The 26,525-nt window shown below is 75.0% G+C and carries 22 protein-coding genes, 1 pseudogene and 1 riboswitch; of the genes and pseudogenes, 12 read left to right on the top strand and 11 right to left on the bottom strand.

Features of this window, described 5'->3' with window-relative positions:
• Positions 1–130: 130 nt before the first annotated feature.
• Both I4I82_RS06505 and I4I82_RS06500 read left to right on the top strand, forming a co-directional pair.
• Complete coding sequence (locus I4I82_RS06505) at positions 131–1,078, top strand: ComEA family DNA-binding protein (protein WP_308112771.1); 948 nt, start codon at positions 131–133, stop codon at positions 1,076–1,078.
• Positions 1,075–3,525: a DNA internalization-related competence protein ComEC/Rec2 gene (locus I4I82_RS06500; protein WP_218591831.1), complete on the top strand. Its 2,451-nt coding sequence runs from the start codon at positions 1,075–1,077 to the stop codon at positions 3,523–3,525. The genes I4I82_RS06505 and I4I82_RS06500 overlap by 4 nt, the downstream gene beginning before the upstream one ends.
• On the opposite strand, the gene thrC is transcribed toward I4I82_RS06500, so the two are convergent.
• The gene (gene thrC, locus I4I82_RS06495; protein WP_218591832.1) at positions 3,431–4,717 is read right to left on the bottom strand and encodes a threonine synthase; all 1,287 of its coding nucleotides are present in this window, start codon (positions 4,715–4,717) and stop codon (positions 3,431–3,433) included. The genes I4I82_RS06500 and thrC overlap by 95 nt on opposite strands.
• Positions 4,718–4,725: 8 nt before the next feature.
• Positions 4,726–4,847, bottom strand: a riboswitch (SAM riboswitch).
• Between the two features lie 103 nt (positions 4,848–4,950).
• Here thrC and holA point away from each other — a divergent pair.
• Entirely contained in the window at positions 4,951–5,916 is a 966-nt protein-coding gene (gene holA / locus I4I82_RS06490; protein ID WP_218591833.1) for a DNA polymerase III subunit delta, read from the top strand.
• A gap of 79 nt (positions 5,917–5,995) precedes the next feature.
• Here the strand turns inward: holA and rpsT are convergent, their stop codons facing one another.
• The gene (gene rpsT, locus I4I82_RS06485) at positions 5,996–6,259 is read right to left on the bottom strand and encodes a 30S ribosomal protein S20 (RefSeq protein ID WP_218591834.1); all 264 of its coding nucleotides are present in this window, start codon (positions 6,257–6,259) and stop codon (positions 5,996–5,998) included.
• Between the two features lie 91 nt (positions 6,260–6,350).
• Positions 6,351–7,535 (bottom strand): MFS transporter, encoded by a 1,185-nt coding sequence (locus I4I82_RS06480; RefSeq protein WP_218591835.1) that lies wholly within the window; start codon positions 7,533–7,535, stop codon positions 6,351–6,353.
• A gap of 116 nt (positions 7,536–7,651) precedes the next feature.
• Between I4I82_RS06480 and I4I82_RS06475 the strand changes: the two genes are divergently transcribed.
• Genes I4I82_RS06475 through I4I82_RS06465 form a run of 3 tightly spaced genes read left to right on the top strand, consistent with a single transcriptional unit; the run spans position 7,652 to position 11,171 of the window.
• Complete coding sequence (locus tag I4I82_RS06475; protein ID WP_372451480.1) at positions 7,652–9,391, top strand: circularly permuted type 2 ATP-grasp protein; 1,740 nt, start codon at positions 7,652–7,654, stop codon at positions 9,389–9,391.
• A complete protein-coding gene (locus tag I4I82_RS06470; RefSeq protein WP_218591836.1) occupies positions 9,385–10,329 on the top strand; it encodes an alpha-E domain-containing protein in 945 nt (314 codons plus the stop codon). Before I4I82_RS06475 ends, I4I82_RS06470 begins: the two co-directional genes overlap by 7 nt.
• Positions 10,329–11,171 carry a transglutaminase family protein gene (locus I4I82_RS06465; RefSeq protein WP_218591837.1) on the top strand — a complete coding sequence of 281 codons (843 nt, stop codon included), beginning with the start codon at positions 10,329–10,331 and terminating at the stop codon, positions 11,169–11,171. The genes I4I82_RS06470 and I4I82_RS06465 overlap by 1 nt, the downstream gene beginning before the upstream one ends.
• 27 nt (positions 11,172–11,198) lie before the next feature.
• Here I4I82_RS06465 and I4I82_RS06460 read toward each other — a convergent pair whose 3' ends face one another.
• Positions 11,199–13,040 carry a GGDEF domain-containing protein gene (locus I4I82_RS06460; protein ID WP_218591838.1) on the bottom strand — a complete coding sequence of 614 codons (1,842 nt, stop codon included), beginning with the start codon at positions 13,038–13,040 and terminating at the stop codon, positions 11,199–11,201.
• A gap of 290 nt (positions 13,041–13,330) precedes the next feature.
• Here I4I82_RS06460 and lepA point away from each other — a divergent pair, with 290 nt between their 5' ends.
• Together lepA and I4I82_RS06450 are read left to right on the top strand one after the other, a co-directional pair.
• Positions 13,331–15,172 (top strand): translation elongation factor 4, encoded by a 1,842-nt coding sequence (gene lepA, locus I4I82_RS06455; protein WP_218591839.1) that lies wholly within the window; start codon positions 13,331–13,333, stop codon positions 15,170–15,172.
• Positions 15,173–15,176: 4 nt separating this feature from the next.
• Positions 15,177–15,551: a hypothetical protein gene (locus tag I4I82_RS06450; RefSeq protein ID WP_218591840.1), complete on the top strand. Its 375-nt coding sequence runs from the start codon at positions 15,177–15,179 to the stop codon at positions 15,549–15,551.
• A 172-nt stretch (positions 15,552–15,723) separates the two neighbouring features.
• On the opposite strand, the gene I4I82_RS06445 is transcribed toward I4I82_RS06450, so the two are convergent.
• Together I4I82_RS06445 and I4I82_RS06440 are read right to left on the bottom strand one after the other, a co-directional pair.
• On the bottom strand, positions 15,724–16,149 hold the full coding sequence (locus I4I82_RS06445; RefSeq protein ID WP_218595460.1) for a MarR family winged helix-turn-helix transcriptional regulator: 426 nt from the start codon (positions 16,147–16,149) through the stop codon (positions 15,724–15,726).
• A gap of 135 nt (positions 16,150–16,284) precedes the next feature.
• Entirely contained in the window at positions 16,285–17,250 is a 966-nt protein-coding gene (locus I4I82_RS06440) for a zinc-binding dehydrogenase (RefSeq protein WP_172159558.1), read from the bottom strand.
• Positions 17,251–17,294: 44 nt separating this feature from the next.
• On the opposite strand from I4I82_RS06440, the gene I4I82_RS06435 reads away from it, so the two are divergent.
• A complete protein-coding gene (locus I4I82_RS06435) occupies positions 17,295–17,456 on the top strand; it encodes a hypothetical protein (protein WP_218591943.1) in 162 nt (53 codons plus the stop codon).
• Positions 17,457–17,651: 195 nt separating this feature from the next.
• On the opposite strand, the gene I4I82_RS06430 is transcribed toward I4I82_RS06435, so the two are convergent.
• Positions 17,652–18,455: an NAD-dependent protein deacetylase gene (locus I4I82_RS06430; protein WP_218591945.1), complete on the bottom strand. Its 804-nt coding sequence runs from the start codon at positions 18,453–18,455 to the stop codon at positions 17,652–17,654.
• A 72-nt stretch (positions 18,456–18,527) separates the two neighbouring features.
• Here I4I82_RS06430 and I4I82_RS06425 point away from each other — a divergent pair, with 72 nt between their 5' ends.
• The gene (locus I4I82_RS06425) at positions 18,528–19,097 is read left to right on the top strand and encodes a TIGR03086 family metal-binding protein (RefSeq protein WP_218591942.1); all 570 of its coding nucleotides are present in this window, start codon (positions 18,528–18,530) and stop codon (positions 19,095–19,097) included.
• Positions 19,098–19,116: 19 nt separating this feature from the next.
• Here I4I82_RS06425 and I4I82_RS06420 read toward each other — a convergent pair whose 3' ends face one another.
• The 4 genes from I4I82_RS06420 to I4I82_RS06405 are packed head-to-tail and all read right to left on the bottom strand — an operon-like array spanning position 19,117 to position 23,790.
• Positions 19,117–19,887 (bottom strand): enoyl-CoA hydratase-related protein, encoded by a 771-nt coding sequence (locus tag I4I82_RS06420; protein ID WP_218591941.1) that lies wholly within the window; start codon positions 19,885–19,887, stop codon positions 19,117–19,119.
• A complete protein-coding gene (locus I4I82_RS06415; RefSeq protein WP_218591940.1) occupies positions 19,884–21,785 on the bottom strand; it encodes an ABC transporter ATP-binding protein in 1,902 nt (633 codons plus the stop codon). The genes I4I82_RS06420 and I4I82_RS06415 overlap by 4 nt, the downstream gene beginning before the upstream one ends.
• Before the next feature lie 37 nt (positions 21,786–21,822).
• Entirely contained in the window at positions 21,823–22,632 is an 810-nt protein-coding gene (locus tag I4I82_RS06410) for a helix-turn-helix domain-containing protein (protein WP_218591939.1), read from the bottom strand.
• Between the two features lie 48 nt (positions 22,633–22,680).
• Positions 22,681–23,790, bottom strand: coding sequence for an LLM class flavin-dependent oxidoreductase (locus I4I82_RS06405; RefSeq protein ID WP_218591938.1), 1,110 nt, complete (start codon positions 23,788–23,790; stop codon positions 22,681–22,683).
• A 106-nt stretch (positions 23,791–23,896) separates the two neighbouring features.
• Here I4I82_RS06405 and I4I82_RS34880 point away from each other — a divergent pair.
• Together I4I82_RS34880 and I4I82_RS06390 are read left to right on the top strand one after the other, a co-directional pair.
• Positions 23,897–24,328: pseudogene (locus tag I4I82_RS34880) on the top strand (N-formylglutamate amidohydrolase); the annotation flags it as partial.
• Positions 24,329–24,630: 302 nt separating this feature from the next.
• Positions 24,631–26,484 carry an FAD/NAD(P)-binding protein gene (locus tag I4I82_RS06390; RefSeq protein ID WP_218591936.1) on the top strand — a complete coding sequence of 618 codons (1,854 nt, stop codon included), beginning with the start codon at positions 24,631–24,633 and terminating at the stop codon, positions 26,482–26,484.
• The last annotated feature ends 41 nt before the right edge of the window (positions 26,485–26,525 follow it).

Below are 26,525 nucleotides of genomic sequence, written 5' to 3'. Positions count from 1 at the left end.
CCGCTCGATCGTGGCAGGCGGCCGACCCGCCCACGGGTCGTCACGGGGGAGTTGTCCACATCGGGCCCGCTCCGTCCACAGGGGAACGGCTCGTCCGTCCGCGGGGCCGATCCGGTCCTAGCGTCGGGGGGTGGCCAGACGAGGAGACCCCGGCGGCCGGCTCGCGGCGGCGGTCGGGTCGGTGCCCGAGCGCATGCCGCCCGGTGGGGCGTGGCCGCCGGCCCTGCGGGAGCCGGTCGGCTCCGTCGACCCGCCGACGGTGCCGCTGCTGCTGGCGGGGTTCGCGCCGCATCCGGGTCCCGATCCCGGACCCGACCGCAGCGGTGCCGCGCCCCCCGACGAGACGCAGGAGGGGTGGCGGGCGCGGCTCGTCGCCGCCGTCGTCCCCGCGGCCTGGCGCGGGGCGCGCGTCGATCCCGGGCGGCCCGGCGCCACCGCGCTGGCCCTGGTGGCGGCGCTGGCCGCGGCGGTCGCCGCCGCGGGGGTGTGGCTCGACCGGCCGCGGTCCGAGCCGGTGGCGGCGCTGCCCGCGGTGGTGGTGACGTCCGCGCCGGAGGCACCCGCTCCGGTGGTCGGGCCGTCCGCAGCTCCCACGACCGCGGCGCCGAGCGGGCCGCTGGTGCTCAGCGTGTCCGGGAAGGTCGCGCGGCCGGGCCTGGTCGAGGTGCCCGACGGCTCCCGCGTGGCCGACGCGCTGGAGGCTGCGGGCGGGGCGCTGCCCGGAACCGACCTCTCCACGCTCAACCTGGCCCGCCGCGTCCTCGACGGGGAGCAGATCGCCGTCGGGGTGCCGGCGGCCGTGGACGCGGCCCCGGCGTGGCCCGCCGGCGCCGTCGGCGGCGCGGCGCCGGGGGAGGGCGCAGCGGGGGCCGGCGGAGCGACGACGGGCCCGGTCGACCTCAACACGGCCACGCAGGCGCAGCTCGACGCGCTGCCCGGCGTCGGGCCGGTCACCGCCCAGCGGATCCTGGAGTGGCGCAGGCGCAACGGCCGCTTCACCCGCATCGAGCAGCTCCGGGAGATCGAGGGCATCGGCGAGCGGCGGTTCGCCCAGCTCCGCGAGCTGGTGGTCGTGTGAGCCCACCCGGCCCCCGCCGCCCGCCAGACCTGCGCCTGGTTCCGGCCGCACTGGCCGCCTGGGCTGTGGTCCTCGTCGGGCTGGCGCTCGGGCCGGTGGCCGCGGCCGTCGTCACCGCCCTCGCGGCCGTCGTCGCGGCGGCCGGGGTGCGCCGCCGTTCGGCCGTGCTCCTCGCCGCCGCCGGGTGCGCCGCCGCGGCCGGGCTGGTGGTCGCGGCGCACGGCGTCCTCGTCGCCGGCCACCCCGTGCGCGCAGCGGCGGAGGCCGGGGCGGCGGCCACTCTGCACGTCGTCACCACCGATGATCCGAAGCCGATCCGGTCGGCCGTGCCGGGGGAGCCGCAGGTGCTCGTGGCGGCCCGGCTCGTGCGCGCCGAGGCGGCGGGCGGGACGTGGTACACCGGCGGCCGGGTCCTGCTCCTCGCGCCGGGTGAGGAGTGGCGCGGGCTGCTGCCCGGTCAGTCCCTCGCCGCGCACGGCCTGCTCGCCCCGGCCGGGCGCGCCGACCTCACCGTCGCCGTCCTGCGCGTCCGCGGTGCGCCCGACGACGTCGGCCCGCCGCCGTGGTGGCAGACCGGCGCCGGCGCCCTGCGCACCGGCCTGCGCGACGCCGCCGCCGCGCTGCCCGAGGCGCCCGGAGGGCTGCTGCCCGGTCTCGCCGTCGGCGACACGACCCGGATGACCACCGAGGTGCAGGACGACTTCCGCGCGTCCGGGCTGACGCACCTCACGGCGGTGTCCGGCGCCAACCTCGCCATCGTCGCCGGGGCCGTGCTCGCGCTGCTGCGCCTGTTCCGGGCCGACCCGCGGGTGTCGGCCGCCGCGGGCGGGCTGGCGGTGCTCGGGTTCGTCGTGCTCGCCCGGCCCTCGCCCAGCGTCGTGCGGGCCGCCGCGATGGGGGCGGTGGTGCTGCTCGCGCTGGCGCTGGGACGCGGGCGCTCGGCGGTGCCCGCGCTCGCCGTCGCCGTGCTCGCGCTGCTGCTCGTCGACCCCGCACTGGCGGTCGACCCGGGGTTCGCGCTGTCGGTGCTGGCCACGGGCGCGCTGGTGCTCGTCGCGCCCGGGTGGGCGGCGGCGCTGCGGGCGCGTGGCGCGCCGGGATGGGCGGCGGAGGCGCTGGTCGTCCCCGCGGCGGCGTTCCTGGCCACGGCCCCCGTGGTGGCCGGACTGTCCGGACAGGTCGCACCGGTGGCGGTGCTGGCCAACCTGCTCGCCGTGCCCGCCGTCGCGCCCGCCACGGTCCTCGGCGTGCTGGCCGCGCTCGTCTCCCCGCTCAGCGCGGGCGCCGCGCAGATGTGCGCCTGGCTGGCGTGGCCGTTCGCCGGGTGGCTGGTCGCGGTGGCCGACCGCGCGGCCGCCGTGCCGGACGCGGCGCTGCCCTGGCCCGACGGCGTGTCCGGCGGCCTGCTGCTGACCGCGGTCCTCGTCGTGCTCGTCCTGGTCTGGCGGGCGCGGCGCGGGCGGGCGCTGCTGCTCGCGGTCCTGCTCGGGCTGGCGCTCGTGCTGGTCCCGACGCGGGTGGTGCCGCCGGGCTGGCCGCCACCCGGGTGGGCCGTGGTGGCGTGCGACGTCGGGCAGGGCGACGCCGTCGTGCTCGCCACGGGCGAACCGGGGCGGGCGGTGCTCGTCGACGCCGGTCCCGACACCGGCCCCGTCGACGCCTGCCTCGACCGCCTCGGGGTGCGGAGCCTCGCGCTGGTCGTGCTCAGCCACCTGCACGCCGACCACATCGGCGGGCTCGACGGCGCCCTGCGCGGGCGGTCGACGGGCGGCGTGGCCGTCGGGCCGGTGCTCCTGCCCACGGGTGGGCTCGCCGGGGTGGGAAGGACGGCGGCCGCGCACGGCGTCGCGGTCGTGTCGCTGGCGGCCGGGCAGCGCCTGGAGTGGCCGGGTCTCGTGCTCGACGTGCTCGGCCCGCTGCGCCCCGACCCGCACCTCGACCCCGACGACGGCACCTCCGTGAACGACGGGTCGCTCGTGCTGCGCGCGCACACCGCGGCCGGCACGGTCCTGCTCAGCGGCGACGTGGAGCTCGCGGCGCAGGCCGACCTCGTGGCGTCGGGGGCCGACCTGCGCGCCGACGTGCTGAAGATGCCGCACCACGGCAGCCGCTACACCAGTGTCGAGTTCCTCGACGCGGTCGCACCGCGCGCGGTGCTGGTGAGCGTCGGGCAGGGCAACAGCTACCGCCACCCCGACCCGGGGCTGATGTCCGGGCTGGAGCGCGCCGGGGTCGCGGTGGCCCGCACCGACCAGGCCGGGGACGTCGCCGTGCTCGGGCCCGACGGCACGGGCACGGCCGAGCTGGTGCGGCGGGGCGACCCGTTGCCGGCCCGCCGCCGCCGCGTGCGCCTCAGCGGTTCTCGAGCGCCTCGCGCACCGCCGCGCTGGTGGAGGGCACCGTCGCGGTCGGGCCGATCTGCCCGGCCACGGCGTCGAGGGTCTTGAGGCCGTCGCCGGTGATCAGCAGGACGGTCTCGGCGTCGGGGTCGAGCTTGCCCTCGGCGAGCAGCTTGCGGGTGGTGGCCACGGTGACCCCGCCGGCGGTCTCGGCGAACACGCCCTCGGTGCGGGCGAGCAGCCTGATGCCCTCGACGACCTCCTCGTCGCTGACGTGCCCGACCGCGCCACCGGTGCGGCGCACGGCGTCGAGGACGTACGGGCCGTCGGCGGGGTTGCCGATCGCGAGCGAGCGGGCGATGGTGTCCGGCCGCACGGGCTGGATCCAGTCGTGGCCGTCGTCGAAGGCCTTCGCGACCGGCGAGCAGCCGGTGGCCTGGGCGCCGAAGATCGTGTACGGCGTGGCCTCGACGAGCCCGAGCGAGCCGAACTCCTGGAAGCCCTTGTCCACCTTGGTGAGCTGCGAGCCCGAGGCCACCGGCACCACGATCTGCTCCGGCAGGCGCCAGCCCAGCTGCTCGGCGACCTCGTAGCCGAGGGTCTTGGAGCCCTCGGCGTAGTAGGGCCGGACGTTGACGTTCACGAACGCCCAGTCCTCGTGCTCGGCCGCGAGCTCGGTGGCCAGGCGGTTGACGTCGTCGTAGTTGCCGTCGACGGCGAGCAGCGTGCCGTCGTACACCGCCGTGGTGAGGACCTTGGCCTGCTCCAGCGACTTCGGGATGAGGACGACGGAGTCCCACCCGGCGCGGGCGGCCGCGGCGGCCACGGCGTTGGCGAGGTTGCCGGTGGAGGGGCAGCACAGGACGGTGAAGCCGAGCTCGCGGGCCGCGGCCAGCGCGACGGCGACGACGCGGTCCTTGAACGAGTGCGTCGGGTTACCGGTGTCGTCCTTGACCCACAGGTTGCGGATGCCGAGCGCGGCCCCGAGGCGGTCGGCCTTGATGAGGCGGGTCATGCCCGGCTCGGTGTTCGGCACGTCCTGCACGGTGCTGGGCACGGGCAGCAGGCCGCGGTAGCGCCAGATCGACTGCGGGCCGGCCTCGATGGAGGCGCGCGTGACGTCGCCGAACTCGTAGGCGACCTCGAGGGGGCCGAAGCACTGGGGGCAGGCGAACTCGGCGGCGAGCGGGATGCGGTGGCCGCACTCCCGGCAGGACAGGGTGCGAGCGGGGCCCAGATCGAAGGTGGACGTGGGCGTGGACGCAGCCCCGGGAAGGGACGGCACAGCGAGCAGCGACATCGAAGATCTCCTCATCTTCCCCGCACCGTGCGGGTCGGAATTGGCACCGTGATCGAGCACGCCGCTGGTGCGTGTCTCGCCGGTTGCCGGGGCTTCAACGGGCCGTTCCCTCTGCCCCTCTGGATGAGCCATGTGCAGTTGTGGGGCCGACGTTACGACACGGGTGACCCCGATCCCAACCCCTGTCCGCCATGTGGGAGCCGGATCACCGGCTGTCGGTGCCGTGCGCGACGATGGCGGGCGTGGCTCCCGCACCGGTCCGGCTCGTCCTCGGCGAGGAGGAACTGCTGGTCGAACGCGCCGTGCAGGACGTCGCGGCGGAGGTGCGCGCCGGCGAGGCGGGGGCGGAGCTGCGCCGCTACCGCGCCGGCGAGCTGTCGCCGGTCGACCTGGCCGACGCCCTGAGCCCCTCCCTGTTCGCCGACGCCCGGGTCGTCGTCGTCGCGTCCGCGCACGAGGCCGGCAAGGAGCTGGCCACGGCGATCGCGGAGCAAGCGGCCGACGTGGCCGACGGCATCACGCTGGTCGTCACGCACGCGGGGGGCGCCCGCAACAAGGCCCTCGCCGACACGCTCAGGGCGAAGGGCGCCACGGTCGTCCGGTGCGACCGGCTGACGCGGCCCGAGGAGCGCGCCGACTTCGTGCGTTCCGAGGTCCGCCGGGCGGGCGGGAAGATCGCGCCCGATGCCGTGGGCGTGCTGATCGAGGCGGTCGGCTCCGACCTGCGAGAGCTGGCCTCCGCGGCGGGCCAGCTCGTGGCCGACACCGGCGGCACCGTCGACGAGAAGGCCGTGCGCCGCTACCACCGCGGCCGGGCCGAGACCACGGGGTTCGCCGTGGCCGACAAGGTCGTGGCGGGCGACCGTGCTGGGGCGCTGGAGGCGCTGCGGTGGGCGCTCGTGCTCGGCGTGCCGCCGGTGCTGGTGGCCGACGCACTGGCCGACGCCGTGCGCACGCTGGCCAAGGTCGGCTCGGCGGGACGCGGCGACCCCAACCGGCTGGCCGGGGCGCTGGGCATGCCGCCGTGGAAGGTCCGCAAGGCACAGGGCCAGGTGCGCTCGTGGCGGCCCGAGGCCCTCGCCGACGCCGTGGCGCTCACCGCGCAGCTCAACGCCGACGTCAAGGGCGCGTCACCGGAGCCGGCCTACGCGCTGGAGCGGGCGGTCCTGCTGCTCTGCGCGGCGCGCGGCCTGCGCTGAGGCGCAGGGTGCGTGCGGCACCCGGGAACACCACGACGGCGCCGCCCCCGCAGGGACGACGCCGTCGTGGATGCCGTGATCAGGCGGCGGTGGTGACCTTCTTGGCCATCGCCGACTTGCGGTTGGCCGCCTGGTTCCTGTGGATGACGCCCTTGCTGGCGGCCTTGTCCAGCGCCTTGGCGGCGGCGCGCTGCAGCTCGACGGCCTTGTCGGTCTCACCGGCGGCCGCGGCCTCGCGGAAGCGGCGCACCGCGGTGCGGACCGCGGACTTGACCGACTTGTTGCGCTGACGCGCCTTCTCGTTGGTCTTGACCCGCTTGATCTGGGACTTGATGTTCGCCACGCGCTGTGCCTCGGTTCTTCCTGCCGCTGGTGTCTGTCGGAAGGCCCTGGCGGCGGTTTCACACATCACGCCGGGCGCTCGACGGTCCATGCTACAGCCGGGTCTCCGCGGACACGACATCACCCCGTGCAGGACCCCTCAGCGGGATCAGCGCGAGGAAGGACCCCACCCCGCACACGCCCGCGAACGCGATCGCCCACCCGTAGCCACCGGTGACGTCGACCAGCACACCGGCCACGGGGGCGCCGAGCAGCGCGCCGATCCCGCCGGAGGTGTAGACGAGACCGACGACGCCGCCGAGGCCGCGCAGCCCGAACAGCTCGGCGATGACGGCGGGCTGCAGCGCGATCCACCCGCCGTAGCCCACGCCCAGCACCACGGCGAAGGCCACGAGCACCGGGTAGGAGCCGCCGACGAACCAGATCCCGAAGCTCGCGCCGAGCACCGCGAAGGACGCGCGGAACGTGGCGATCCGCCCGAACCGCTCCGCCACCGTGCCCATCGCGAGGCGCCCGACGACGCTCGACACCCCGATGACGCCGACGAGCGCGGCCGCGGCCACCGCCGACGAGCCGAGGGCGAGCGCGGTGGCGGGCAGGAACACGAACGGCACGAACAGCGCGAGCGAGGACAGCAGCGTGGCGGCGTACATCGAGCGGAACGCGACGGTCCGCACGAGCTCGCCGACGGGCATCGACGGGCCCGAGGTGGGCGCGGGCGGGCGGCGCACGACGAGCGCGCACACCAGCAGCAGCGCCGCGCCCCCGATCCCGAACACGACGTGCGTCTGCCGCCAGCCGACGGCGTCGATCAGGGCCGCGGCCAGCGGCGCGCCGGCCAGCGTCCCGATCCCGATGCCGGACACCGCGACGGCGAGCGCGATCGCCCGCCGCCGCTCGAACCAGGCCCCGACTATCGCGACCATCGGCACGTACCCGCACGCCACCGCGATCCCGACGCCGAGCCCGTAGGTGAGGTAGCCGATCCACAGGTCGCGCACCGCCGCCGTGACGAGCAGCCCGGTGCCCAGCGCGAGCGCCGCGACCAGCAGCACCGGCCGCGGCCCGAACCGGTCGACCGCGCGGCCGCTGACCGAGCCCAGCACGAACCAGCAGCACGCCGTGACCCCGAAGACGAGCGAGGTGGCCCCGCTGCCGGTGCCGAACTCGGCGGCCATCGGCGCGAAGAACGCCCCGAAGCTGTAGGCGACGCCGAAGCAGACGGCCATCGACGTGAACGCCACGGCCACGGTGATCCACCCACTGCGCCCGTCCACCGCGCGGACACTACGTGCCGTTACGTGGCCGTAGCATCCCGAACTGGCTCGGGCGCGCCGCGCTGGGCGAGGATGACCATCGTCGGCCGCACCCCGCGGCCGCGGCGAGGAGGACCGTGAGCCGCGCAACCGAGCGCCGTCGCCCCGCGGCCGCCAGGGCCACCGAGCGGAGCGCGGGCTCCGCGGAGCCGGTCGCACCGGCCGATCCGGTCGAGGGCTCCGCACTGTTCGACGGCTACCTGGAGCCCGACCGCCCCTACGCCGGGGCGTACGACGAGATGTTCCACGCCGACGGCCGGATCCGGTCGCACTACCGCGCCCTGCACGACGCCATCGCCCCCACCGCGGCGGCCGACCTGGCCGTGCGCTCCGAGGCCCTCGACCGCGCCTACGTCGACCAGGGCATCACGTTCTCGCTGTCGGGCCAGGAGCGGCCCTTCCCCCTCGACATCGTGCCGCGCGTGATCGCCGCGGGGGAGTGGGCGAAGCTGCAGAAGGGCATCGTCCAGCGGGTGCAGGCGCTGGAGGCGTTCCTCGCCGACATCTACGGCGACGCCGAGATCGTCCGCGACGGGGTGCTGCCGCGGCGGCTGATCACCAGCTGCGAGCACTACCACCGCGCCGCGCACGCGCTGAACCCGCCGAACGGCGTGCGGATCCACGTCGCCGGGATCGACCTGGTCCGCGACGAGGCGGGCACGTTCCGGGTGCTGGAGGACAACCTCCGCAACCCCTCCGGCGTGTCGTACGTGATGGAGAACCGCCGCACGATGGCGCGGGTGTTCCCCGACCTGTTCAGCCGCCAGCGCGTGCGCGCCGTCGGTGACTACTCCACCCACCTGCTGCGCGCCCTGCGCTCGGCGGCTGCGGCCAACGAGGCCGACCCGACGGTCGTCGTGCTCACCCCGGGCGTGTTCAACTCCGCCTACTTCGAGCACTCGCTTCTCGCGCGGCAGATGGGTGTGGAGCTCGTCGAGGGCCGCGACCTGTTCTGCCGCGACAACGTCGTCTACATGCGCACGACCCAGGGCGAGCAGCAGGTCGACGTCATCTACCGCCGCATCGACGACGAGTTCCTCGACCCGCTGCAGTTCAAGCCCAGCTCGGTGCTCGGCGTCGCGGGCGTGATGAACGCGGCCCGCGCGGGCAACGTCGTCATCGCCAACGCGGTGGGCAACGGCGTCGGCGACGACAAGCTCGTCTACACCTACGTCCCGGAGATGATCTCCTACTACCTCGGGGAGAAGCCGCTGCTGCCCAACGTCGACACCTTCCGCTGCTGGCTCGACGACGAGTGCGGGCACGTGCTCGACCGGCTCGACGAGCTGGTGCTCAAGCCCGTCGAGGGCTCCGGCGGCTACGGGATCCTGTTCGGTCCCAACGCCTCCCGCTCCCAGCTCGCGGCCGCCCGCAAGGAGATCCGCGACGACCCGCGCGGCTGGATCGCGCAGCCGGTGGTGCAGCTCTCGACCGTGCCGACGAAGGTCGACGACCGGCTGGTGCCGCGCCACGTCGACCTCCGGCCGTTCGCCGTCAACGACGGGGAGAGCGTGTTCGTGCTGCCCGGCGGCCTGACGCGCGTCGCGCTGCCGAAGGGGAGCCTGGTCGTCAACTCCAGCCAGGGCGGCGGCAGCAAGGACACCTGGGTGCTCGCCGCGCAGCGCTCGCCCGAGGCCGAGCGGGAGCTGGGCCAGCGCGGGCTGGCGGTCGCGTCGCCGGCCGGCTCGCCCGCCGCCGAGCACGGCCCCGAGCTGACGATCGGCCAGCAGCAGCAGCAACAACAGCAACAAGGTCGTGAGTGGCAACCGTTGCCAGGGCCCGGGTTGCCGCTCACGGGCGGCGAAGCCGCATGTTAGCCCGCAACGCCGAGTCGCTGTACTGGATCGGGCGCTACGTCGAGCGCGCCGACGACACCGCCCGCATCCTCGACGTCTCGGTCCACCAGCTCCTGGAGGACGCCACCGTCGACCCCGACACCACCGCACGCACGCTGCTCGCGGTGCTCGGCGTCGAGGCGCCGGAGGGCGACCCGCTCGACGCGTGGTCGCTCACCGAGCTCGTCGGCTACTCCGCGGACCAGGCCGGGTCGATCGTCGCGTCCGTCTCGAGCGCCCGGGAGAACGCCCGCGGCGCGCGCGAGGTCGTGTCGTCGGAGATGTGGGAGTGCCTCAACGCCACCTGGAACGCGCTGCCCGAGCGGCAGCGCTACGCCCGCTGGGTGGGCCCGCACGCGTTCTTCTCCTACGTCGAGGACCGCGCGGCCATGTTCTCCGGCCTCGCGGCGTCGACGATGAGCCGCGACGACAGCTGGCGGTTCTACCTGCTCGGCCGCTCCGTCGAGCGCGTCGACATGGTGGTGCGGCTGCTGCTGTCCCGGGTCTCGGACCGCATGTCGAGCCCCGGCTGGCTCACCGTGCTCCGCAGCGCGGGCGCCGCCGACACCTACCTGCGCACCTACCGCGGCGCGCTCGACGCCACGCGTGTCGTGCAGTTCCTGCTCATGGACAAGCTGTTCCCGCGGTCGGTGTTCCACGCGCTGCGCCAGGCCGAGACGTGCCTGGCCGACCTCGACAACCGGCCCACCGCCCGGATCGGGGCCAAGGCCGAGGCGCTGCGCCTGCTCGGCCGGGCCCGCTCCGAGCTGGAGTTCCTGCGTCCCGAGGAGCTCCTCGACGACCTGCCGACCCAGCTCATGGGCCTGCAGGCGACCATCCGCGACGTCGGCGAGGCCGTGTCGCTGCAGTACTTCCACGCCGCCCCCTGGGTCGCCTGGACCGCACCGGAGGTCTCCTGATGGGCTGGCGGATCCGCGTCGTGCACGAGACGGGCTACCGGTACGCCGCGCCCGTCCACGAGTCCTACAACGAGGTGCGGCTGACCCCGCGCAGCGACAGCCGGCAGAACGTCATCGTCAGCCGGGTGGAGACGGTGCCGCCCACGCGGTCCTACCGGTACTCCGACTACTGGGGTACCACGGTCACCGCGTTCGACCTGCACGCACCGCACACCGAGCTCGCCGTCACCGCCACCTCGGTCGTGGAGACGGCCGACGCGCTGGCGCCCGCGCGGTCGGCCACCTGGGAGGAGCTCGCGGGGGAGCCGGCGCGCGACCGGTTCACCGAGACCCTCGAGTTCACCGACTACGTCGTGCGCAACCGCGACCTCTCCCGCGCGGCCAAGGCGCTCAAGCGCGGCAAGGACCCCGCCGACGCCGTGCTCGCCGCGTGCCGCTGGGTCCGCGAGCACCTCACCTACCAGGCCGGCACCACCGGCGTGCACACCAACGCGGTGGAGGCGTGGGAGACGCGCAAGGGCGTCTGCCAGGACTTCGCGCACCTCACGCTGCTGCTGCTGCGCGAGATGGGCATCCCGGCGCGCTACGTCTCGGGGTACCTGCTGCCGCGCGCGGAGACCGAGGTCCGCCAGACCGTCACGGGGGAGAGCCACGCCTGGATCGAGGCGTGGACCGGCGGGTGGTGGGGCTACGACCCGACCAACGACATCGAGATCGGGCACCGCCACGTCTGGGTCGCGGTGGGCCGCGACTACTCCGACGTGCCGCCGCTCAAGGGCATCTACTCCGGGGGCACGGCGGCCGCGCTCGACGTGACCGTCGACATGACGCGCCTGGCCTGAGCGGGTCTTCCGTCCGGGAGCGGGCGCCTACAGCCCGGCCGTCTCCGGCGGCCCGGGCGGTGCCCCGGCCCGGGCGGACCGGCCCGGGCCGGACCCGACCTGCGACATCACCCGGCGCAGCCTCCCGGTGCGCTCGACGGGCCCCGCCGGAATGTCGCCCGTGGGCACCGCCCCGATGACGACCGCGTTGCCGCCCTGGTGCTTGGCCCGGTACATCGCGGCGTCGGCCCCGGCCAGCGCGGCGGACGGGTCGCCGTCGAGCGGGGCGCGGACCACTCCCGCCGACATCGTGACGCCCGCGGCGACGTCCTGGGGCAGGCTCGCGACCGCCTCCGCGGCCCGCAGCAGCGCCGCGCGGGCCACCGGCAGCGGCGTGGCCGGCATGACGACGACGAACTCGTCGCCGCCGTAGCGCGCGACCATGTCGGGGGCGCGCAGCGTGGTGCGCAGGCAGGCCGCGACGGCCCGCAGGGCGCGGTCGCCCGCGGCGTGCGAGCGGGCGTCGTTGACGTCCTTGAAGCGGTCGAGGTCGACCAGCGCCACCGCGCACGGCTGGCTGGTGGACGCGCCCATCTCCTCGGCCAGGCGCAGGTCGAGCGCGCGCCGGTTGGGCAGGCCGGTGAGCGGGTCCTGCAGGGCCTGCGCGGCGACGGCGCCGTGCTCGCGGGTGAGCCGGTGGTGCTCGGAGTGGCTGCGCAGCGCCAGCAGCCGGGCCTCGCGCAGCGCCCACAGCTCGTCCTCGAGCGCGGCGGAGTAGTGCTCCAGGCCGGGGGAGCGCGGCACGTCGCCGCGGGTGGCGCCCTCGACGCGGGCGAACTCCCGGTGCAGCGCGAGGGCGAGCAGCGGCTCGGACCCGTCGCGCGCGAACAGCTCGGCGCGCAGCGGCTCCAGGGCGCGCACGGCGTCGAACGGGCTCCCGTCCTTCATGTGGCAGCGGGCGGCGGCGATGGCCAGCAGGATGCGGTCGTCGAGCAGGAAGGCCGTGCGCCCCAGGCGGTCCAGGCGCTGCAGGTGCTGCGGGCCGGGGTGCTGCATCGCGTAGGCGGCGCCGACGACGATGCACTCCTCGACGGGAGGCAGCCCGATGCCGGCGTGCCGCTCGCGGGCGTCGGTCCACAGCCGCGCCGCGATGTGCGCGATCTGGGCGGCGGCGACGAACCGCGTGGCCGCGGCGGCCTCGCGCCCGCCGCGCTCGAGCCGCAGCGCCCACGACAGCTGCAGCCGCACGCGGTTGAGCTGGTGGATGAGCCGGTCGATCGGGCCGCTGCCGGACTCGGCGACGGCCACCGCGCGCTGCGACACCTCGTCGGCGAGCTCGTGCGCGCCGAGCTTGAGCAGCACCAGCAGCAGCCCGTTGAGCGTGCGCGACATCCGCTGGGTCCAGGCGAGGCCGCCCTGCCCGGGGACCGGGTCGCCGATGTCGGCCAGGATCGCGAGCGCGGCCGCGGTGTCGGGCAGCGCGGCGTCGCCGTGGTCGAAGATCACCGAGCGGTGGGCGCGGAGCACGGCGACCTCGGCGAGCCGGCAGGCGTCGTCGGCGAGCTCGGCGATCTCGGCGTAGGCGTCGAGCAGGGCGTCGATCTCGACGAGGTGGACCGGGTCCTCCTCCATGATCCGCAGCAGCGCCGACATCCGCACCAGCTCGGCGACGAGGTCGGAGGGACCGTGCGTGCGCGCGTGCGCGAGGAGGCCGTCGATGCCCCGGCGGGCGGCGGCGCGTCCGGCGGGCGGCGCCTTCTGCTGCCAGATGAACATGTCGCGCGCGCGGGCCTCGATGCGGCCCGGACCCAGGCGCGCGGCGTCGGCCGGGCAGCCGCACTCGGCGGCTCCGGCGATGAGACTGCATCCGTCGTGCTCGATGCGGTTCACGGCGGGCACGGTCACCGGTCGCCCCCTTCGGGCCGGTCGGTCTGCTCGTCCACGCCGGGGCTGGGGTCCCGGCGCGATCAGGTGACGAGATCCCCGACGGTCCCGGCGACCTGAGCGACTCGGCCATGTTCGCACGTGCAGGCGCACATGCAACAGCACGGGAGGGTCGGGTACGACAAGGTCGAGCACTCCGTGATCGGCGGGCTACGACCGGTGCCCGGACGGGGTGGCCGGGGCGGTCCCGGTGGCGTGGGACCATGGGGCGAACCCGCAGCTGAATGGAACCGTGAGTGGCCTCGTACGCCGACAAGACCTTCACCCCGCCGGAGCTGATCCGGAACTTCTGCATCATCGCCCACATCGACCACGGCAAGTCGACGCTGGCCGACCGCATGTTGCAGATCACCGGGGTCGTGGAGGAGCGCGCGATGCGCGCCCAGTACCTCGACCGCATGGACATCGAGCGGGAGCGCGGGATCACGATCAAGGCGCAGAACGTGCGCCTGCCGTGGAAGGTGGGGGACGTCGAGCACGTCCTGCACATGATCGACACCCCGGGCCACGTCGACTTCACCTACGAGGTGAGCCGCGCGCTGGAGGCCTGCGAGGGCGCGATCCTGCTCGTCGACGCCGCGCAGGGCATCGAGGCGCAGACCCTGGCCAACCTGTACCTGGCCATGGAGAAGGACCTCACGATCATCCCGGTCCTCAACAAGATCGACCTCCCGGCGGCCGACCCCGACCGCTACGCCAAGGAGATCGCGCACATCATCGGCTGCGCACCCGACGACGTCCTGCGCGTCAGCGCGAAGACCGGCGTCGGCGTGGCCGAGGTGCTCGACGAGGTCGTCCGCGTCACGCCCGCCCCCGTCGGCGCCTCCGACGCCCCGGCCCGCGCGATGATCTTCGACTCGGTCTACGACACCTACCGCGGCGTCATCACCTACATCCGCGTCGTCGACGGGAAGATCACCCCGCGCGAGCGCATCAAGATGATGTCCACGGGCGCCACGCACGAGATCCTGGAGATCGGGATCGTCTCCCCGGAGCCCAAGGCCACGGTCGGCCTGGGCGTCGGGGAGGTCGGCTACCTCATCACGGGCGTGAAGGACGTGCGGCAGTCGAAGGTCGGCGACACCGTCACCTCGCTGCGCAAGGGCGCCACGGAGCCGCTCACGGGCTACCGCGAGCCGCGGCCGATGGTCTACTCCGGGCTCTACCCCGTCGACGGCTCGCAGTACCCCGAGCTGCGCGAGGCGCTCGACAAGCTCCAGCTCAACGACGCCGCGCTCACCTACGAACCCGAGACGTCCGCGGCGCTGGGCTTCGGGTTCCGCTGCGGCTTCCTGGGCCTGCTGCACCTGGAGATCACCCGCGACCGCCTCGAGCGCGAGGCCGGGCTCGACCTCATCTCCACCGCGCCCAACGTCGTCTACCGCGTGGTCAAGGACGACGGCTCGGAGATGACGGTGACCAACCCGTCCGACTGGCCGACGGGCAAGGTCGCGCAGATCTACGAGCCCGTCGTGAAGACCACGATCCTGGCGCCGTCGGAGTTCATCGGCGCGATCATGGAGCTGTGCCAGAGCCGGCGCGGCCAGCTCGGCGGCATGGACTACCTCTCCGAGACCCGCGTCGAGCTGCGCTACACGATGCCGCTCGCCGAGATCATCTTCGACTTCTTCGACGCCCTGAAGTCGCGCACCCGCGGCTACGCCTCGCTCGACTACGAGGAGGCGGGGGAGCAGGAGTCGGAGCTGGTGAAGGTCGACATCATGCTGCAGGGCGAGCCCGTCGACGCGTTCTCGGCGATCCGGCACAAGGACGACGCCTACTCCTACGGCACGTCGATGACGACGAAGCTGCGCGAACTCATCCCGCGCCAGCAGTTCGAGGTGCCGATCCAGGCGGCCATCGGGTCGCGGATCATCGCGCGCGAGAACATCCGCGCGATCCGCAAGGACGTGCTCGCCAAGTGCTACGGCGGCGACATCACCCGCAAGCGCAAGCTCCTGGAGAAGCAGAAGGAGGGCAAGAAGCGCATGAAGACCATCGGGCGGGTCGAGGTGCCGCAGGAGGCCTTCGTCGCCGCGCTCTCCACCGACTCGACGGCGGACAAGGCCAAGAAGTAGCGCCGTGACCGTCGCCGACCCGAACGCCGTGGGCGCCGCCGTCCTCGTGGCGGTGTTTGTCCTCGGCGTGCTGGCCGGGCTCGCGAAGAAGCGGGCCGGCCTGCTGCTGGGCGGCCTGCTCGCCGTCGTCGTGGCCGGGCTGGTCGTCGCGGGGGTCTCGGGCGTCGACCTCTCCGGGGCACGCGCGGACGTCGCCGCCCGGCTCGCCACCGTCTACGCGGTCGTCCTGCCGCCGGCGATCGCCTTCGTCACGGGCTGGCTGGCCACGCGCGGCACGTGGTTCCGCCGCGCGCTCGTCGTCGGCGTGGGGGTGCTGCTGCTGGCCGCGTTCCCGTACGCGGCGGCGGGGGCGGCCACGGCGGGAGCTCTCGTTCCCTGAGTGCGGTCGCCCTGAGGGTAGTCACGCTGCGTGACCATGGTGTTCGTCACTGTCCGCGACGGATCATGCACGTGGCGGAGGGGGAGCGGGTCGTGCGGGGCTGCCGCGGGCCGGTGCCGTCGGAGGGCGGCGGGGGCCCGGGGTGGTGGGAGCGGCGGTCGGTTCCGGGGAGCTAGCGGCGCTGCACGGCGAGCGGTTGGGTCGCCAGTGCCTCCAGGAGTTCGGCGAGCTGGGCCCGCTCGGGGGTGTGCGAGGCACCCAGGGCCTCGCCCGCGCCGCGCTCGACGCGCCCGCAGACGCGTTCGACCACCGCCCTCCCGTCACCGGCCAGATGGACCAGCACGCGCCGCCGGTCGAGCGGGTCGGTGCGCCGGAAGGCCAGCTGGGAGGCGACCAGGCGGTCGACGACCCGGGTGGCGGTGGGTGCCGGCAGCGCGGTGTGGGAGGCGATCTCCCCCATGCTCCGGCCGCCCCCGCGGGCGAGCATGAGGAGGACGCGCCAGCCGTCGCGGCTGACGCCCTCCGCCGAGGTGGCCGGGGACAGCGCCGTGGCGAGCGCGCGGTCCAACCGGTCCAGAAGCTCGACCAGACCTGTCACAGGTGGCACCGGGGCGTAGACGGTCCCCGGCGCCGTTCGACTTCGTGGTTCGGACACGGTGACACACTGTACGTGCGTTTCGGTGCACGTGCGTCTGTCCGTGCAAGTTGGCCCCGTACGGCCCTGTCCGACTACTCAGCGCGTGAACACGATCTTGCCCGCCGCAGTGCCGTCCAGCATCGCCCGGAAGCCCTCCTCGGCCTGCTCCAGCGGCAGCTCCAGGCCCACCTCGGGGGTGATGCCGGCGGTCGCGATGAACGCCAGCATGTCGGCCAGCTCGTCGCGCGTGCCCATCGTCGAGCCGACGACGCGCAGCTGCAGGAAGAACAGGCGCTGCAGGTCGGCGGGCGGGTTCGGGCCGCTGGTGGTGCCGGAGATGACGATGGTGCCGCCCGGGCGCAGCGCGCGCATGGAGTGCGACCAGGTGGCCTCGCCGACCGTCTCGAACACGGCGTCGACCTTGCCGGGCAGGCGCTCGCCGGACGGGAACACGGCGTGCGCACCGAGCCGCTCGGCGACCGCGCGCTTCTCCTCCGTGCGTCCGGTCACCCACACCTGCATCCCGGCCGCGCGGCCGAGCTGGACCAGCGCCGTCGACACCCCGCCCGACGCGCCCTGCACGAGCATCGTCTGCCCGGGGCGCAGTCCGGACTTGGTGAACAGCATGCGGTACGCCGTGAGCCACGCGGTGCCCATGCAGGCGCCCTGCACGAGCGTCAGGCCCTCGGGCTTGGGGATCGCGTTGCGGGCCGGCACGACCACGCGCTCGGCGAAGCTGCCCTGGTGCTTCTCGGTGAGCAGCGTGCGCTTGGGGTCGAGCGTCTCGTCGCCGCCCCAGGTCGGGTCGCCGATCACCGAGTGGAGGACGACCTCGGTGCCGTCCTCCAGCGTCCCGGCGCCGTCACAGCCCAGGATCATCGGGAACTGCTCGGGCTTGATCCCGACGCCGCGCAGCGTCCAGATGTCGTGCATGTTGAGGCTGGCGGCCTTGACGTCGACCGTCACCCACCCCTCGGGGGCCTCGGGCTCGGGGCGGTCCCCGACCGTGAGGGAGGAGAGCGGAGCGTCGGCGTTGGGCTCTGCGGCGTATACGGCGAACATGGGTGCGAACCTAGTCGGCGGGGGCCGTCGGTACCGTGTGGACCGTGACACGTGCGCTCGCCGACTGGTACGACGCGGTCGAGCTGTGGGTCACGCAGCTGGCCTTCCCGCTCCAGGTCCTGCTGGCCGTGGTGGTGGTGCTGCCTCTGTGCTTCCTCGTGGCCCTGGCGCTGGACCGGGTGTCGGAGCTGGTGACCCGCCGCTGACGGCCCCGCTTTCGGGGGTGGTGGTCGGCGGCCGGGGGTCGGGTCGGGTCGGCGACCGTCGGGCTGGTGATCGCCGTCGGTCCCACGCCACGGCCGTCCGGGCCGTGGTGAGGTGCGGCGGATGGCGACCACGGCTGGAGCGCGGTGATCGTCAGGATCGCGCCGGGGGTCGTGGTGGTGCGGTCCGGAACGGCATCACGCCGCCGCGGGTACGAGGGCCGGGAGGACGTCGGAGCAGCCGGCGTCGACGAGGAGGGTGGCGAGGTCGTCGCCGCGGGTGGTGCCCCGGTTGACGATGACGACGGGCACGCCGTGCTTGTGGGCGTGCCGGACGAACCGCAGCCCGGACATCACCGTCAACGACGACCCGGCGACGAGCAGCGCCCCGCCGACCGGCACGAGGTCGTCGACGAGGGCGTAGGCGCGGGCGACACGCTCGCGCGGCACGTTCTCCCCGAAGAACACGACGTCGGGCTTGAGGACGCCGCCGCAGGAGGTGCACCAGGCCAGCTCGAAGCCCTCGACGTCGTCGAGCTCGGCGTCGCCGTCGGGACGGATCTCGACGGCCGCGGCCTCCAGGAAGCCGGGGTTAAGGGCGGCGAAGCGCTCCTGCAGCGCGGCGCGGGGGGTGCGCTCGCGGCAGCCGAGGCAGACGACGGTGTCGATGCGGCCGTGCAGGTCGATGAGGTAGCGGTGCCCGGCCTCGGAGTGCAGGCCGTCGACGTTCTGCGTGATCAGCCCGCGCAGCACCCCGCACGCCTCCAGCGCGGCCAGCGCGCGGTGCCCGGCGTTGGGGGCGGCGTGCGCCATCCGCGCCCAGCCGACGTGGCTGCGCGCCCAGTACCGGCGCTGCGCGCCGGGCCCGGACACGAACTCCTGGTAGGTCATCGGGGTGCGGCGGGGCGAGCCGGGACCGCGGTAGTCGGGGATGCCGGAGTCGGTGGACAGGCCGGCGCCGGTCAGCGCCACCAGCGGCCGGCCGGCCAGGACGTCGAGCATCTGCACGGATCCAGCGTAACCGTGTCGCGTTCCTCCAAGACCGGATCGAGCCGGGGCGGCAGGCTCGTCGCCATGAACGACATGTCCCGCACGATCGACCTGGCCGTGACCGCGATCCGCGGCGCCGATCCCGCCCGCTTCGCCGACCCGACCCCGTGCCCCGGCTTCACCGTCGCCGCCCTGATCGACCACATGGCGTCGGGGATGCTGCTCGCGGAGAACTCGGCGCGGCGCGTGGTCCGCCCGTGGGACCCGGGCAGCTCCCCGGTGCTCGGCGGCGTCGCACACGAGGAGTGGGCGAAGGCCTGCGCGGCCCAGGCCACCTCCACCGCCGCCGCCTGGGACGACCCGGCCGCCTGGGAGGGCGAGGCGCACATGGCCGAGACGCCGATGCCGGCCGCGATGATCGGCTCGCTGATGACCGCGGAGTTCGCGCTCCACGCCTGGGACCTCGCCGTCGCCACCGGGCAGCGCCTCGACGTCCCGGACGACCTCGGGCGGGTCGTGCTCGACGGCGTCGGCCCGGTGGCGCAGATGGGGCGCGACGGCGGGTGGTACGGCCCGGAGGTCCCGCTCGAGGACGGCGCGAGCGCGTGGGAGCGGGCGCTGTCGGCGTCCGGGCGCGACCCCCGGAAGGGCTGAGCTCAGCCCGCGACGACGCTCAGCCCTCCACGACCCAGGCGGGCTTGCGCTTCTCGGCGAACGCGCGCATGCCCTCCTGGCCCTCCTCGCCGGCGAAGAACCCGGCCGAGAGCTCCTGCATCTCCGCGAACTGCCCCGCCATCGACGCCGGGCGCTCCGCGCGCAGCATCCGCTTCGTCGCGGCCAGCGCGCCCGGGGCCCCGAGGCGCAGCATCTCGGTGTAGCGGGCGACCTCGGCGTCGAGCCCCTCGGCGGGCACCGCGGAGTTGACGAGGCCGACGGTCACGGCGCGCACGGCGTCGAACGTCTCGCCGGTGAGGAACAGCTCGTGCGCGGCGCGGGGGAGCAGCCGCGGCAGCACCGTCACCGAGATGACGGCCGGCACGACGCCGATCCGCACCTCGCTGAACGCGAACGAGGCGTCGGTGGCGGCCACGGCGATGTCGCAGGCCGACACCAGGCCGACCCCGCCCGCCCGGGCCGGGCCCGCGACGCGCGCGACGACCGGCTTGGGCGAGGTCCACAGCGTCGTGAGGATCGCCGGCACCTCGTTGACGCCCTGCTCGGACACGCCCGCGCCGCGCGTCTCCTTGAGGTCCATGCCCGAGCAGAACACGCGCCCGGTGTGGCTCAGCACGATCACGCGCGCGGACTCGTCGGCCAGCGCGGTCCCGAGGTGCGCGATCAGCTCGCGGCGCAGCTGGGCGGACAGGGCGTTGCGGTTGGCGGGGGAGTCCAGCGTGATCGTCGCGATCGCGGACTCGACGTCGAGGTGCACCAGCTCGGTCATGCGTCGACCGTATAGGCGCTCGCCTGCAGCGCGAACAGCTCCTGGTACACCCCGCCCAGCGCGATCAGCTCGTCGTGGCGGCCGGACTCGATCAGCCGCCCGCGGTCGAGCACGAGGATCCGGTCGGCGTAGCGGACGTTGGCGAGCCGGTGCGTCACCAGCACCGTGATCCGGTCGGCGCCGGCCCCGGTGCGCCCGTGCAGGGTGGCGAAGACGGCGTGCTCGGCACGGGCGTCGAGCGCCGCCGTCGGCTCGTCGGCGACGACGAACGGGGCGTCCCGGTAGAGCCCGCGCGCCACCGACATCCGCTGCCACTGACCTCCCGACAGGTCGCGCCCGGCCTGGAACTCCCGGCTCAGCACGGTCGGCCAGCCGTCGGGCAGCTCGGCGACCACGGCGTCGGCGCCGGAGTCGCGGGCCGCCGAGTCCCGGGCGGCGTCGCCGTCGTCGGCGCGGTCCAGCCGCCCGATCCGGACGTTGTTCTCCGCCGACGTCGGCCAGTGCACCGGCTCCTGCAGCACGACCGCGACCCGCGACAGCACGTCGGCGGGGTCGGCGTGCGCGAGGTCCACCCCGTCCCAGTCGACGCACCCGCGCTCGGCCACGTACAGCCCGACCATGAGCTTGGCCAGCGTCGACTTGCCCGACCCGTTCTCCCCGACCAGCGCGATGACCTCCCCGCGGCGCATCGTCACGCTCACCCCGTCGACGGCGAGCTCCTCGGCGCCGGGGTACCGGAACGCCACGTCGGTGAGCGTGACGACCTCCGGGTCGCCGTGCAGCACGGCCGTGGGCGGGGGCCGGCGGCGGCCCGCGGCGCCGGCGAGGCAGGTGCGGTAGAGCTCGATGTAGTACCCGGCGTCGACGAGCTGGTTGCTCTCGTACACCGTCGACGACACGGCCTGCCCCGCGATCCGCATGGCCAGCGCGGCGGCCCCGGCCAGCGCCAGCGGGACCGCGGAGACGTAGACGAGCGCGCCCAGCAGCGCGTAGCCCGCCGCGGTGCCGAGGCCCGACAGGGTGCGCCCGGCCAGCTGGATGCGCGTGCGGCGGTGCCCGAGCCGCACCGCCTCCGTCGCGAGTTCCCCGCTGATCCGGCGGTGCTGGGCGAGCAGGACCGGCTCGGCGGTGAACGCGCGCAGCTCCGCGGCGTTGTCGCGGTGGGTGATGAGGTGCCCGGTGACGCCCATCCGCCGCACGCGCGAGAGCGTCCGGACGAAGGACCGGTAGCCCGCGCGGGCCGAGGTGAGCGTCGCCCAGCCCTGCGGCGCCGCGGCGGCCAGGACCGCGAGCGGCAGCAGCGGGTGCAGCAGCCCGGCGGTGACGACGGCGGCCAGCATCGACACCAGCGAGGCCAGCAGGTCGCCGGTGACGTTCGTGCCCATGCGGATGCGGGTGATGCTCTGCTCGGCGACGCGGTCGACGAGCTCGGTGAAGTCGGCGTCGTCGAAGGCGACGAGGTCGAGCCCGAGCACGGCGGCGTGCAGGTCGTCCTGGGCGCGGCGCTCCACCAGCGGCACGAGCGCGGCCTGCACCGTCGCCACCGCCGCGTCGAGCAGCCCGCGCAGCGCGTACGCGGCGACGACGAGCGCGAGCCCGGGCAGCGCGCCCAGCAGGCGCTCGGGCGTCGGCCCCTGCTCCAGCAGCGAGGTGAACACGTTCGCCGTGGCCAGGAGCCCGAACGCGGTGACGGCCCCGGCGACGAGCTGCACGACGCCGGTGAGCAGCGTGAGCCGCGGCGACGCCCGCCACGCCCAGCCGATCAGCAGCCCCGACGTGCGCAGCGTCGTGCGGGCCACCGTGCGCAGCCCGGCCGCCGCCGCGTTCTCGTAGCCCACCGCCCAGGCCGGTGTCTTCACGTCCTCGACACCGATCAGGGGGGTGGTCACTCCCACCATCCTCCCCGAGCGGGGCGGTGATCGGCAGGGGTTCGCGCTACCCGACCCGTCGTCGCAGGTAGTCGGCGGTGGCGGCGTCGCCGGGGAAGAACGACTCGATGCAGACCTCGTCGAGGGTGACGTCGAGCGGGGCGCCGAGCACGGCCACCGTGGAGAAGAACGTCAGCTCACCGTCGGGGTGGCGCAGGCGCAGCGGCAGCACGATCCGGTCGCGCGGCTGCGCCGAGGCGTCCAGGCCCCGGACGCGGCAGTGCTCCACGGCCTCGGCCAGCAGCGCCCGCAGCCCCGTCGTGGCCGAGCGCTCGGCCTGGCGCCGCAGCCGCGAGACCAGGTGCGCCGCGTACTCCGGCAGGTCGACGACGTGGCGCGCCAGGCCGCGCGGGTGCAGCGCCAGGCGCACGATGTTGGTGGGGCCGGTGAGCAGCGACGGGTCGACGAGCTCGGTGAGCACGGAGACCGCGGCGTTGGAGGCGAGCAGGTTCCACATGCCGTCGACGAGGACCGCCGGGTAGGGCGAGTGCCCGTCGAGGATGCGCTGCAGGGAGGCGCGGACCTCGTCCATCTCGGCGTCGCCCAGGTCGTGGTGGCTGTAGGCGGGGGCGAACCCGGCGGCGGACATCAGCTCGTTGCGCGCGCGCAGCGGCACGTCCAGCTCCTCGGACAGGTGCAGCACCATCTCCCGGCTCGGCCGCGAGCGCCCGGTCTCCAGGAAGCTCAGGTGCCGGGCGGAGACGTCGGCGGCCAGGCCGAGGTCGAGCTGGGTGAGCCGGCGGCGCTGCCGCCAGTCGCGCAGCAGCGACCCGAAGGCCGAGGCCGTGGTGCCGGTGGCTCGCGTCGCGGTCGTCACGGTACCGACGCTAGCGGCCGCGTCGAGGCCGTTCGATGACCTCGGAGGTCATGCCCGGGCGGCGGGGACGACGGCCGCGTCCCGGCGCGCCACCTCCTGGCGCACCAGCGGGATGACCTCGCGGCCGAACTCGCGGGCGTCGGCGATCATGTCGTAGCCTCGGGCGGACAGGATGCGGACGCCGAGGTCGTAGTAGTCCAGCAGCGCGGCGGCCACCGTCTCCGGCGTGCCGACCAGCGCCGTCGAGTTGCCGGCGCCGCCGGTGGCCTGCGCGGTGACCGTCCAGAGCGCCCGGTCGTGCCGCTCGCCCTGCGCGGCCACGGCCAGCAGCCGCTGCGAGCCCGCGTTCTCCGGGTCGGTGAGCTTGTGGCGGCGGGTGAGCTGCTGCCCGCCCTGCGTGCGGTCCTGGATGCGGGCGACGGTGGCGTACGCCTTCTCCCATGCCTCCTCCTCGGTGCGGCCGAGGATGGGGCGGAACGCCACCTGGAACCGCGGCGCCGGGCGCCCGGCCGCGGCGGCGAGGTCGGTGATCGTGGCGATCTGCTCGGCGGTGCCGGCCAGCGGCTCGCCCCACAGCGCGTAGATGTCGGCCTCCTCGGCGCCCACGCGGTAGGCCGCGGGCGACGAGCCGCCGAAGGAGATCAGCGGGCGCGGCTGCTGCGCGGGCTCGACGTCGAGCACGAAGTCCTCGAAGGAGTAGTGCTCGCCGTGGAAGTCGAACGGCTCGCGCGACGTCCACGCCTTCTTGTAGATCTGGATGGCCTCGCGGGTGCGGGCGTAGCGCTGGTCCTTGGGCAGCGTGTCGCCCTCGCGCTGCTGCTCGTGGTCGTTGCCGCCGGTGATGACGTGCAGGGTGAGGCGGCCGTCGGAGATCTGGTCGAGCGTGGCGACCGTCTTCGCGGCGAACGTCGGGTGGGAGACGTTGGGGCGGTGCGCGAGCAGCAGCTGCAGGCGGTCGGTGTGGGTGGCGATCAGCGCGGCGGCCTGGGCCGGGTCCGGGCTGCCGGAGGCGTACGCGGTGAGCACGCGGTCCCAGCCGTTCTCCTCGTGCGCGCGGGCCAGCGCGAGCGTGAAGGCCTTGTCGAAGGCGGGGCCGGAGCGGGCGTGGGTCTCGGAGCCGTCGTTCGTGGCGCCGATCCCGAGGAACTCGACGGGCACGGGGGTCCTTCCGGTGGTGGGTGTGCGGGGGTCTCAGGACCCCGGACACACCGCCGACCACACGCGACCGAGGTCGACGTGCCGGCGGCTCACCAGCGGGACGGGCATGGCTCCACTCCACACCGGAGCGGGAGCCCGCGCAAGGATGGGTGACGTGGTCGCCGACGGGGAACAGACCGGCGGCGCCGCGAGCCCGGTCGTGCTGCACGTCCCGCACGCGGGCACGCGGGTCCCGGCGTGGACGCGCCCGCACCTGCTCCTCGACGACGCCGCGCTGGGCGCGGAGCTCGCGGCGCTGACCGACCACGGCACCGACGTGGTCGCGCGGGCCGCGGCCGGTGCGGCGCGGGTGCGGCCGTGGCTGCTGGTGAACCCGGTGTCGCGGTTCGTCGTCGACGTCGAGCGGTTCCCCGACGGGCGCGAGGAGATGGCGGCCGTCGGTCTGCCTGGGCACCGACCCGTTCCACACCCCGCCCGCGCTCGTCGCGGCGGCGCGGGCCGCGTTCGGGGCCGGGGCGGCGCTCGACAGCCCGTTCTCCGGCGCCTACGTCCCGCTGTCGCGGTTCCGCACCGACGCCCGCGTCACGGCGGTGATGGTGGAGCTGCGGCGCGACGGGATCGAGGGGCGGGGCGGGCTCGAGCAGCGGAGCGCGGCGCTCGCGAAGCTCGTCGACCGGGCGTGACGCGGGTCCGGTGCGCTGGCCGTGGCCGTGATCCGCCCGTACCGTCGGGGCATGGGGATCCCGCTCAAGCGCCGGAGGCACGTCGACCTCTGCCGCACCAGCGCTGCGCTGTAGGCCGGCGGCCGTCCACCCGTCCGCCCCCTCCCCGAGGACCCTCATGACCTCCTCCATCGCGATCGTCGGCGCCGGGCCCCGTGGCGCCGGGATCCTGGAGCGCCTCGCCGCCAGCGCCCCCGAGCTGCACCCGGGCGGCCTCGACGTGCACCTGATCGACCCGTACCCGGCCGGGGCGGGCCGGATCTGGCGCCACGAGCAGTCGCCGCTGCTGGCCATGAACTCGATGTCGGCCGACGTCACGATGTTCACCGACGAGACCGTCGTCTGCGAGGGCCCGATCCGGCCCGGGCCCTCGATGTGGGACTGGGTGCAGAGCCGGCCCGAGGTCGACCCGGACCTCGCTGACGAGCTGGCCGCCGTCACGGCGTCGACGTTCCCGAGCCGGCGCCTGCAGAGCGCCTACCTGACGTGGGTGCTCGACCGCGTGATCGCGGAGCTGCCCGCCGGGATGCGCGCGCACGTGCACCGCACCCGCGCCACCGCGCTCACCGAGGAGGGCGCGGTGCAGGTCGTGCACCTGGAGGACGGCCCGCCGCTGCGCGTCGACTCCGTCGTGCTCGCCTCGGGCCACCTCGACGCGCGTCCCACGCCCGACGAGCTCGACCTCGCCGCCGTGCCCGGCCTGCGCTACCTCGCGCCCGAGCAGACCACCGATTCCGACCTGTCGGTGCTGCGGCCGGGGGAGACGGTCATCGTGCGCGGCATGGGGCTCGCGTTCGTCGACCTGGTGGTGCTGCTGTTCGAGGGCCGCGGCGGGCGCTACACCGACGCCGGGTACGTGCCCTCGGGCCGGGAGCCGCGGCTGGTCGTCGGGTCGCCGCGCGGGGCGCCCTACCACTCCAAGACCCACTACGGGCTGAAGGCCGGGCGCCCGCCGCTGCCGCGGTTCTTCGGGCCCGACGCCGTCGACCCGCTGATCGCCGCGGGCGACGTCGACCTGCGGGAGCAGGCGTGGCCGCTGATGGCCAAGGAGATCGCCTGGGGCTGGTACCACGAGCTGTTCGTGGGCCACCCCGACCGCGTCGCGGTGCCGTGGGAGGAGTTCGCCGACGCCTACGCGGCGCTGCGCTGGGGCACGCCGGAGATGGCCGCGCTGCTGGCGTCGACGGTGCCCGACCCGGTCGACCGCATCGACTTCGCCGCGCTCGACCGCCCCCTCGACGGCCTCAGCGCGCCCGACCTCGACGCCCTGCAGCCGCTCGTGCGCGCCCGGATCGCCGAGGACCTGCGCCAGCACGTCGACGACGCCCACACCCCGCACCTCGGCGCGTTCGTCGCGATGCTGTCGGTCTACGGCGAGACCACGCGGCTGTCCGGCGCGCTCACCGCGCGCTCCCGGGCGTCGGACATGGCGTGGTGGCAGGGCTTCTTCAACTCCGTGGCCAGCGGCCCGCCCGGGTTCCGGGTGCGGCAGCTGCTGGCGCTGTCCGAGGCCGGGTTCGTGCGGTTCCTGGGCTCGGGGATGTGGGTCGACGTCGTCGACGGGGAGTTCGCCGCGGGCAGCGCCACCCTGGCCGGCGCGGAGCCGGTGCGCGCCACGGCCCTGGTCGATGCGCGGCTGCCCGACCCGAGCGCCGCGCGCACGTCCGACCCGCTGCTCGCCGACCTGGTGCGGCGCGGGGCCGTCAGCGAGGACGTCCTCGTCGACGACGACGGCACCGTCCTGCGCAACACCGGCCTGGTCCGGGTGCGCCCCGAGGACGGCGCGCTGGTCGACGCCGACGGGACCGTGCACCCGCGGCGGTTCGCGGTGGGGCCGCACACGACGGTGAAGGTGGCGGGCGCGTTCACCCGGCCCGGGATGAACGCCCAGAGCCTGCGCTACAACGACGCCGTCGCCCGCGCCGTGCTGCGCAGCCTCCCGGCGGCGCGCGCGGCGGACCGGGCGGCCTGAGCACCGCGCAACGAGACCCCGACACGGCCGCAACGAGACCC

It is taken from the genome of Pseudonocardia oceani (assembly GCF_019263585.2).
In the GTDB taxonomy this organism is placed as follows: Bacteria; Actinomycetota; Actinomycetes; order Mycobacteriales; family Pseudonocardiaceae; genus Pseudonocardia; species Pseudonocardia oceani.
This window is presented reverse-complemented; position numbering and strand designations above follow the sequence as displayed.

Excerpts from the sequence above, each read along its gene's own strand:
- I4I82_RS06415 (WP_218591940.1), bottom strand. The coding sequence starts at position 21,785 with ATGGTGGGAGTGACCACCCCCCTGATCGGTGTCGAGGACGTGAAGACA.
- I4I82_RS06420 (WP_218591941.1), bottom strand. The coding sequence starts at position 19,887 with ATGACCGAGCTGGTGCACCTCGACGTCGAGTCCGCGATCGCGACGATC.
- I4I82_RS06465 (WP_218591837.1), top strand. The coding sequence starts at position 10,329 with ATGGGCTGGCGGATCCGCGTCGTGCACGAGACGGGCTACCGGTACGCC.
- holA (WP_218591833.1), top strand. The coding sequence starts at position 4,951 with ATGGCGGGCGTGGCTCCCGCACCGGTCCGGCTCGTCCTCGGCGAGGAG.
- I4I82_RS06440 (WP_172159558.1), bottom strand. The coding sequence starts at position 17,250 with ATGTTCGCCGTATACGCCGCAGAGCCCAACGCCGACGCTCCGCTCTCC.
- thrC (WP_218591832.1), bottom strand. The coding sequence starts at position 4,717 with ATGTCGCTGCTCGCTGTGCCGTCCCTTCCCGGGGCTGCGTCCACGCCC.
- I4I82_RS06430 (WP_218591945.1), bottom strand. The coding sequence starts at position 18,455 with ATGCTCGACGTCCTGGCCGGCCGGCCGCTGGTGGCGCTGACCGGCGCC.
- I4I82_RS06425 (WP_218591942.1), top strand. The coding sequence starts at position 18,528 with ATGAACGACATGTCCCGCACGATCGACCTGGCCGTGACCGCGATCCGC.
- I4I82_RS06470 (WP_218591836.1), top strand. The coding sequence starts at position 9,385 with ATGTTAGCCCGCAACGCCGAGTCGCTGTACTGGATCGGGCGCTACGTC.
- I4I82_RS06390 (WP_218591936.1), top strand. The coding sequence starts at position 24,631 with ATGACCTCCTCCATCGCGATCGTCGGCGCCGGGCCCCGTGGCGCCGGG.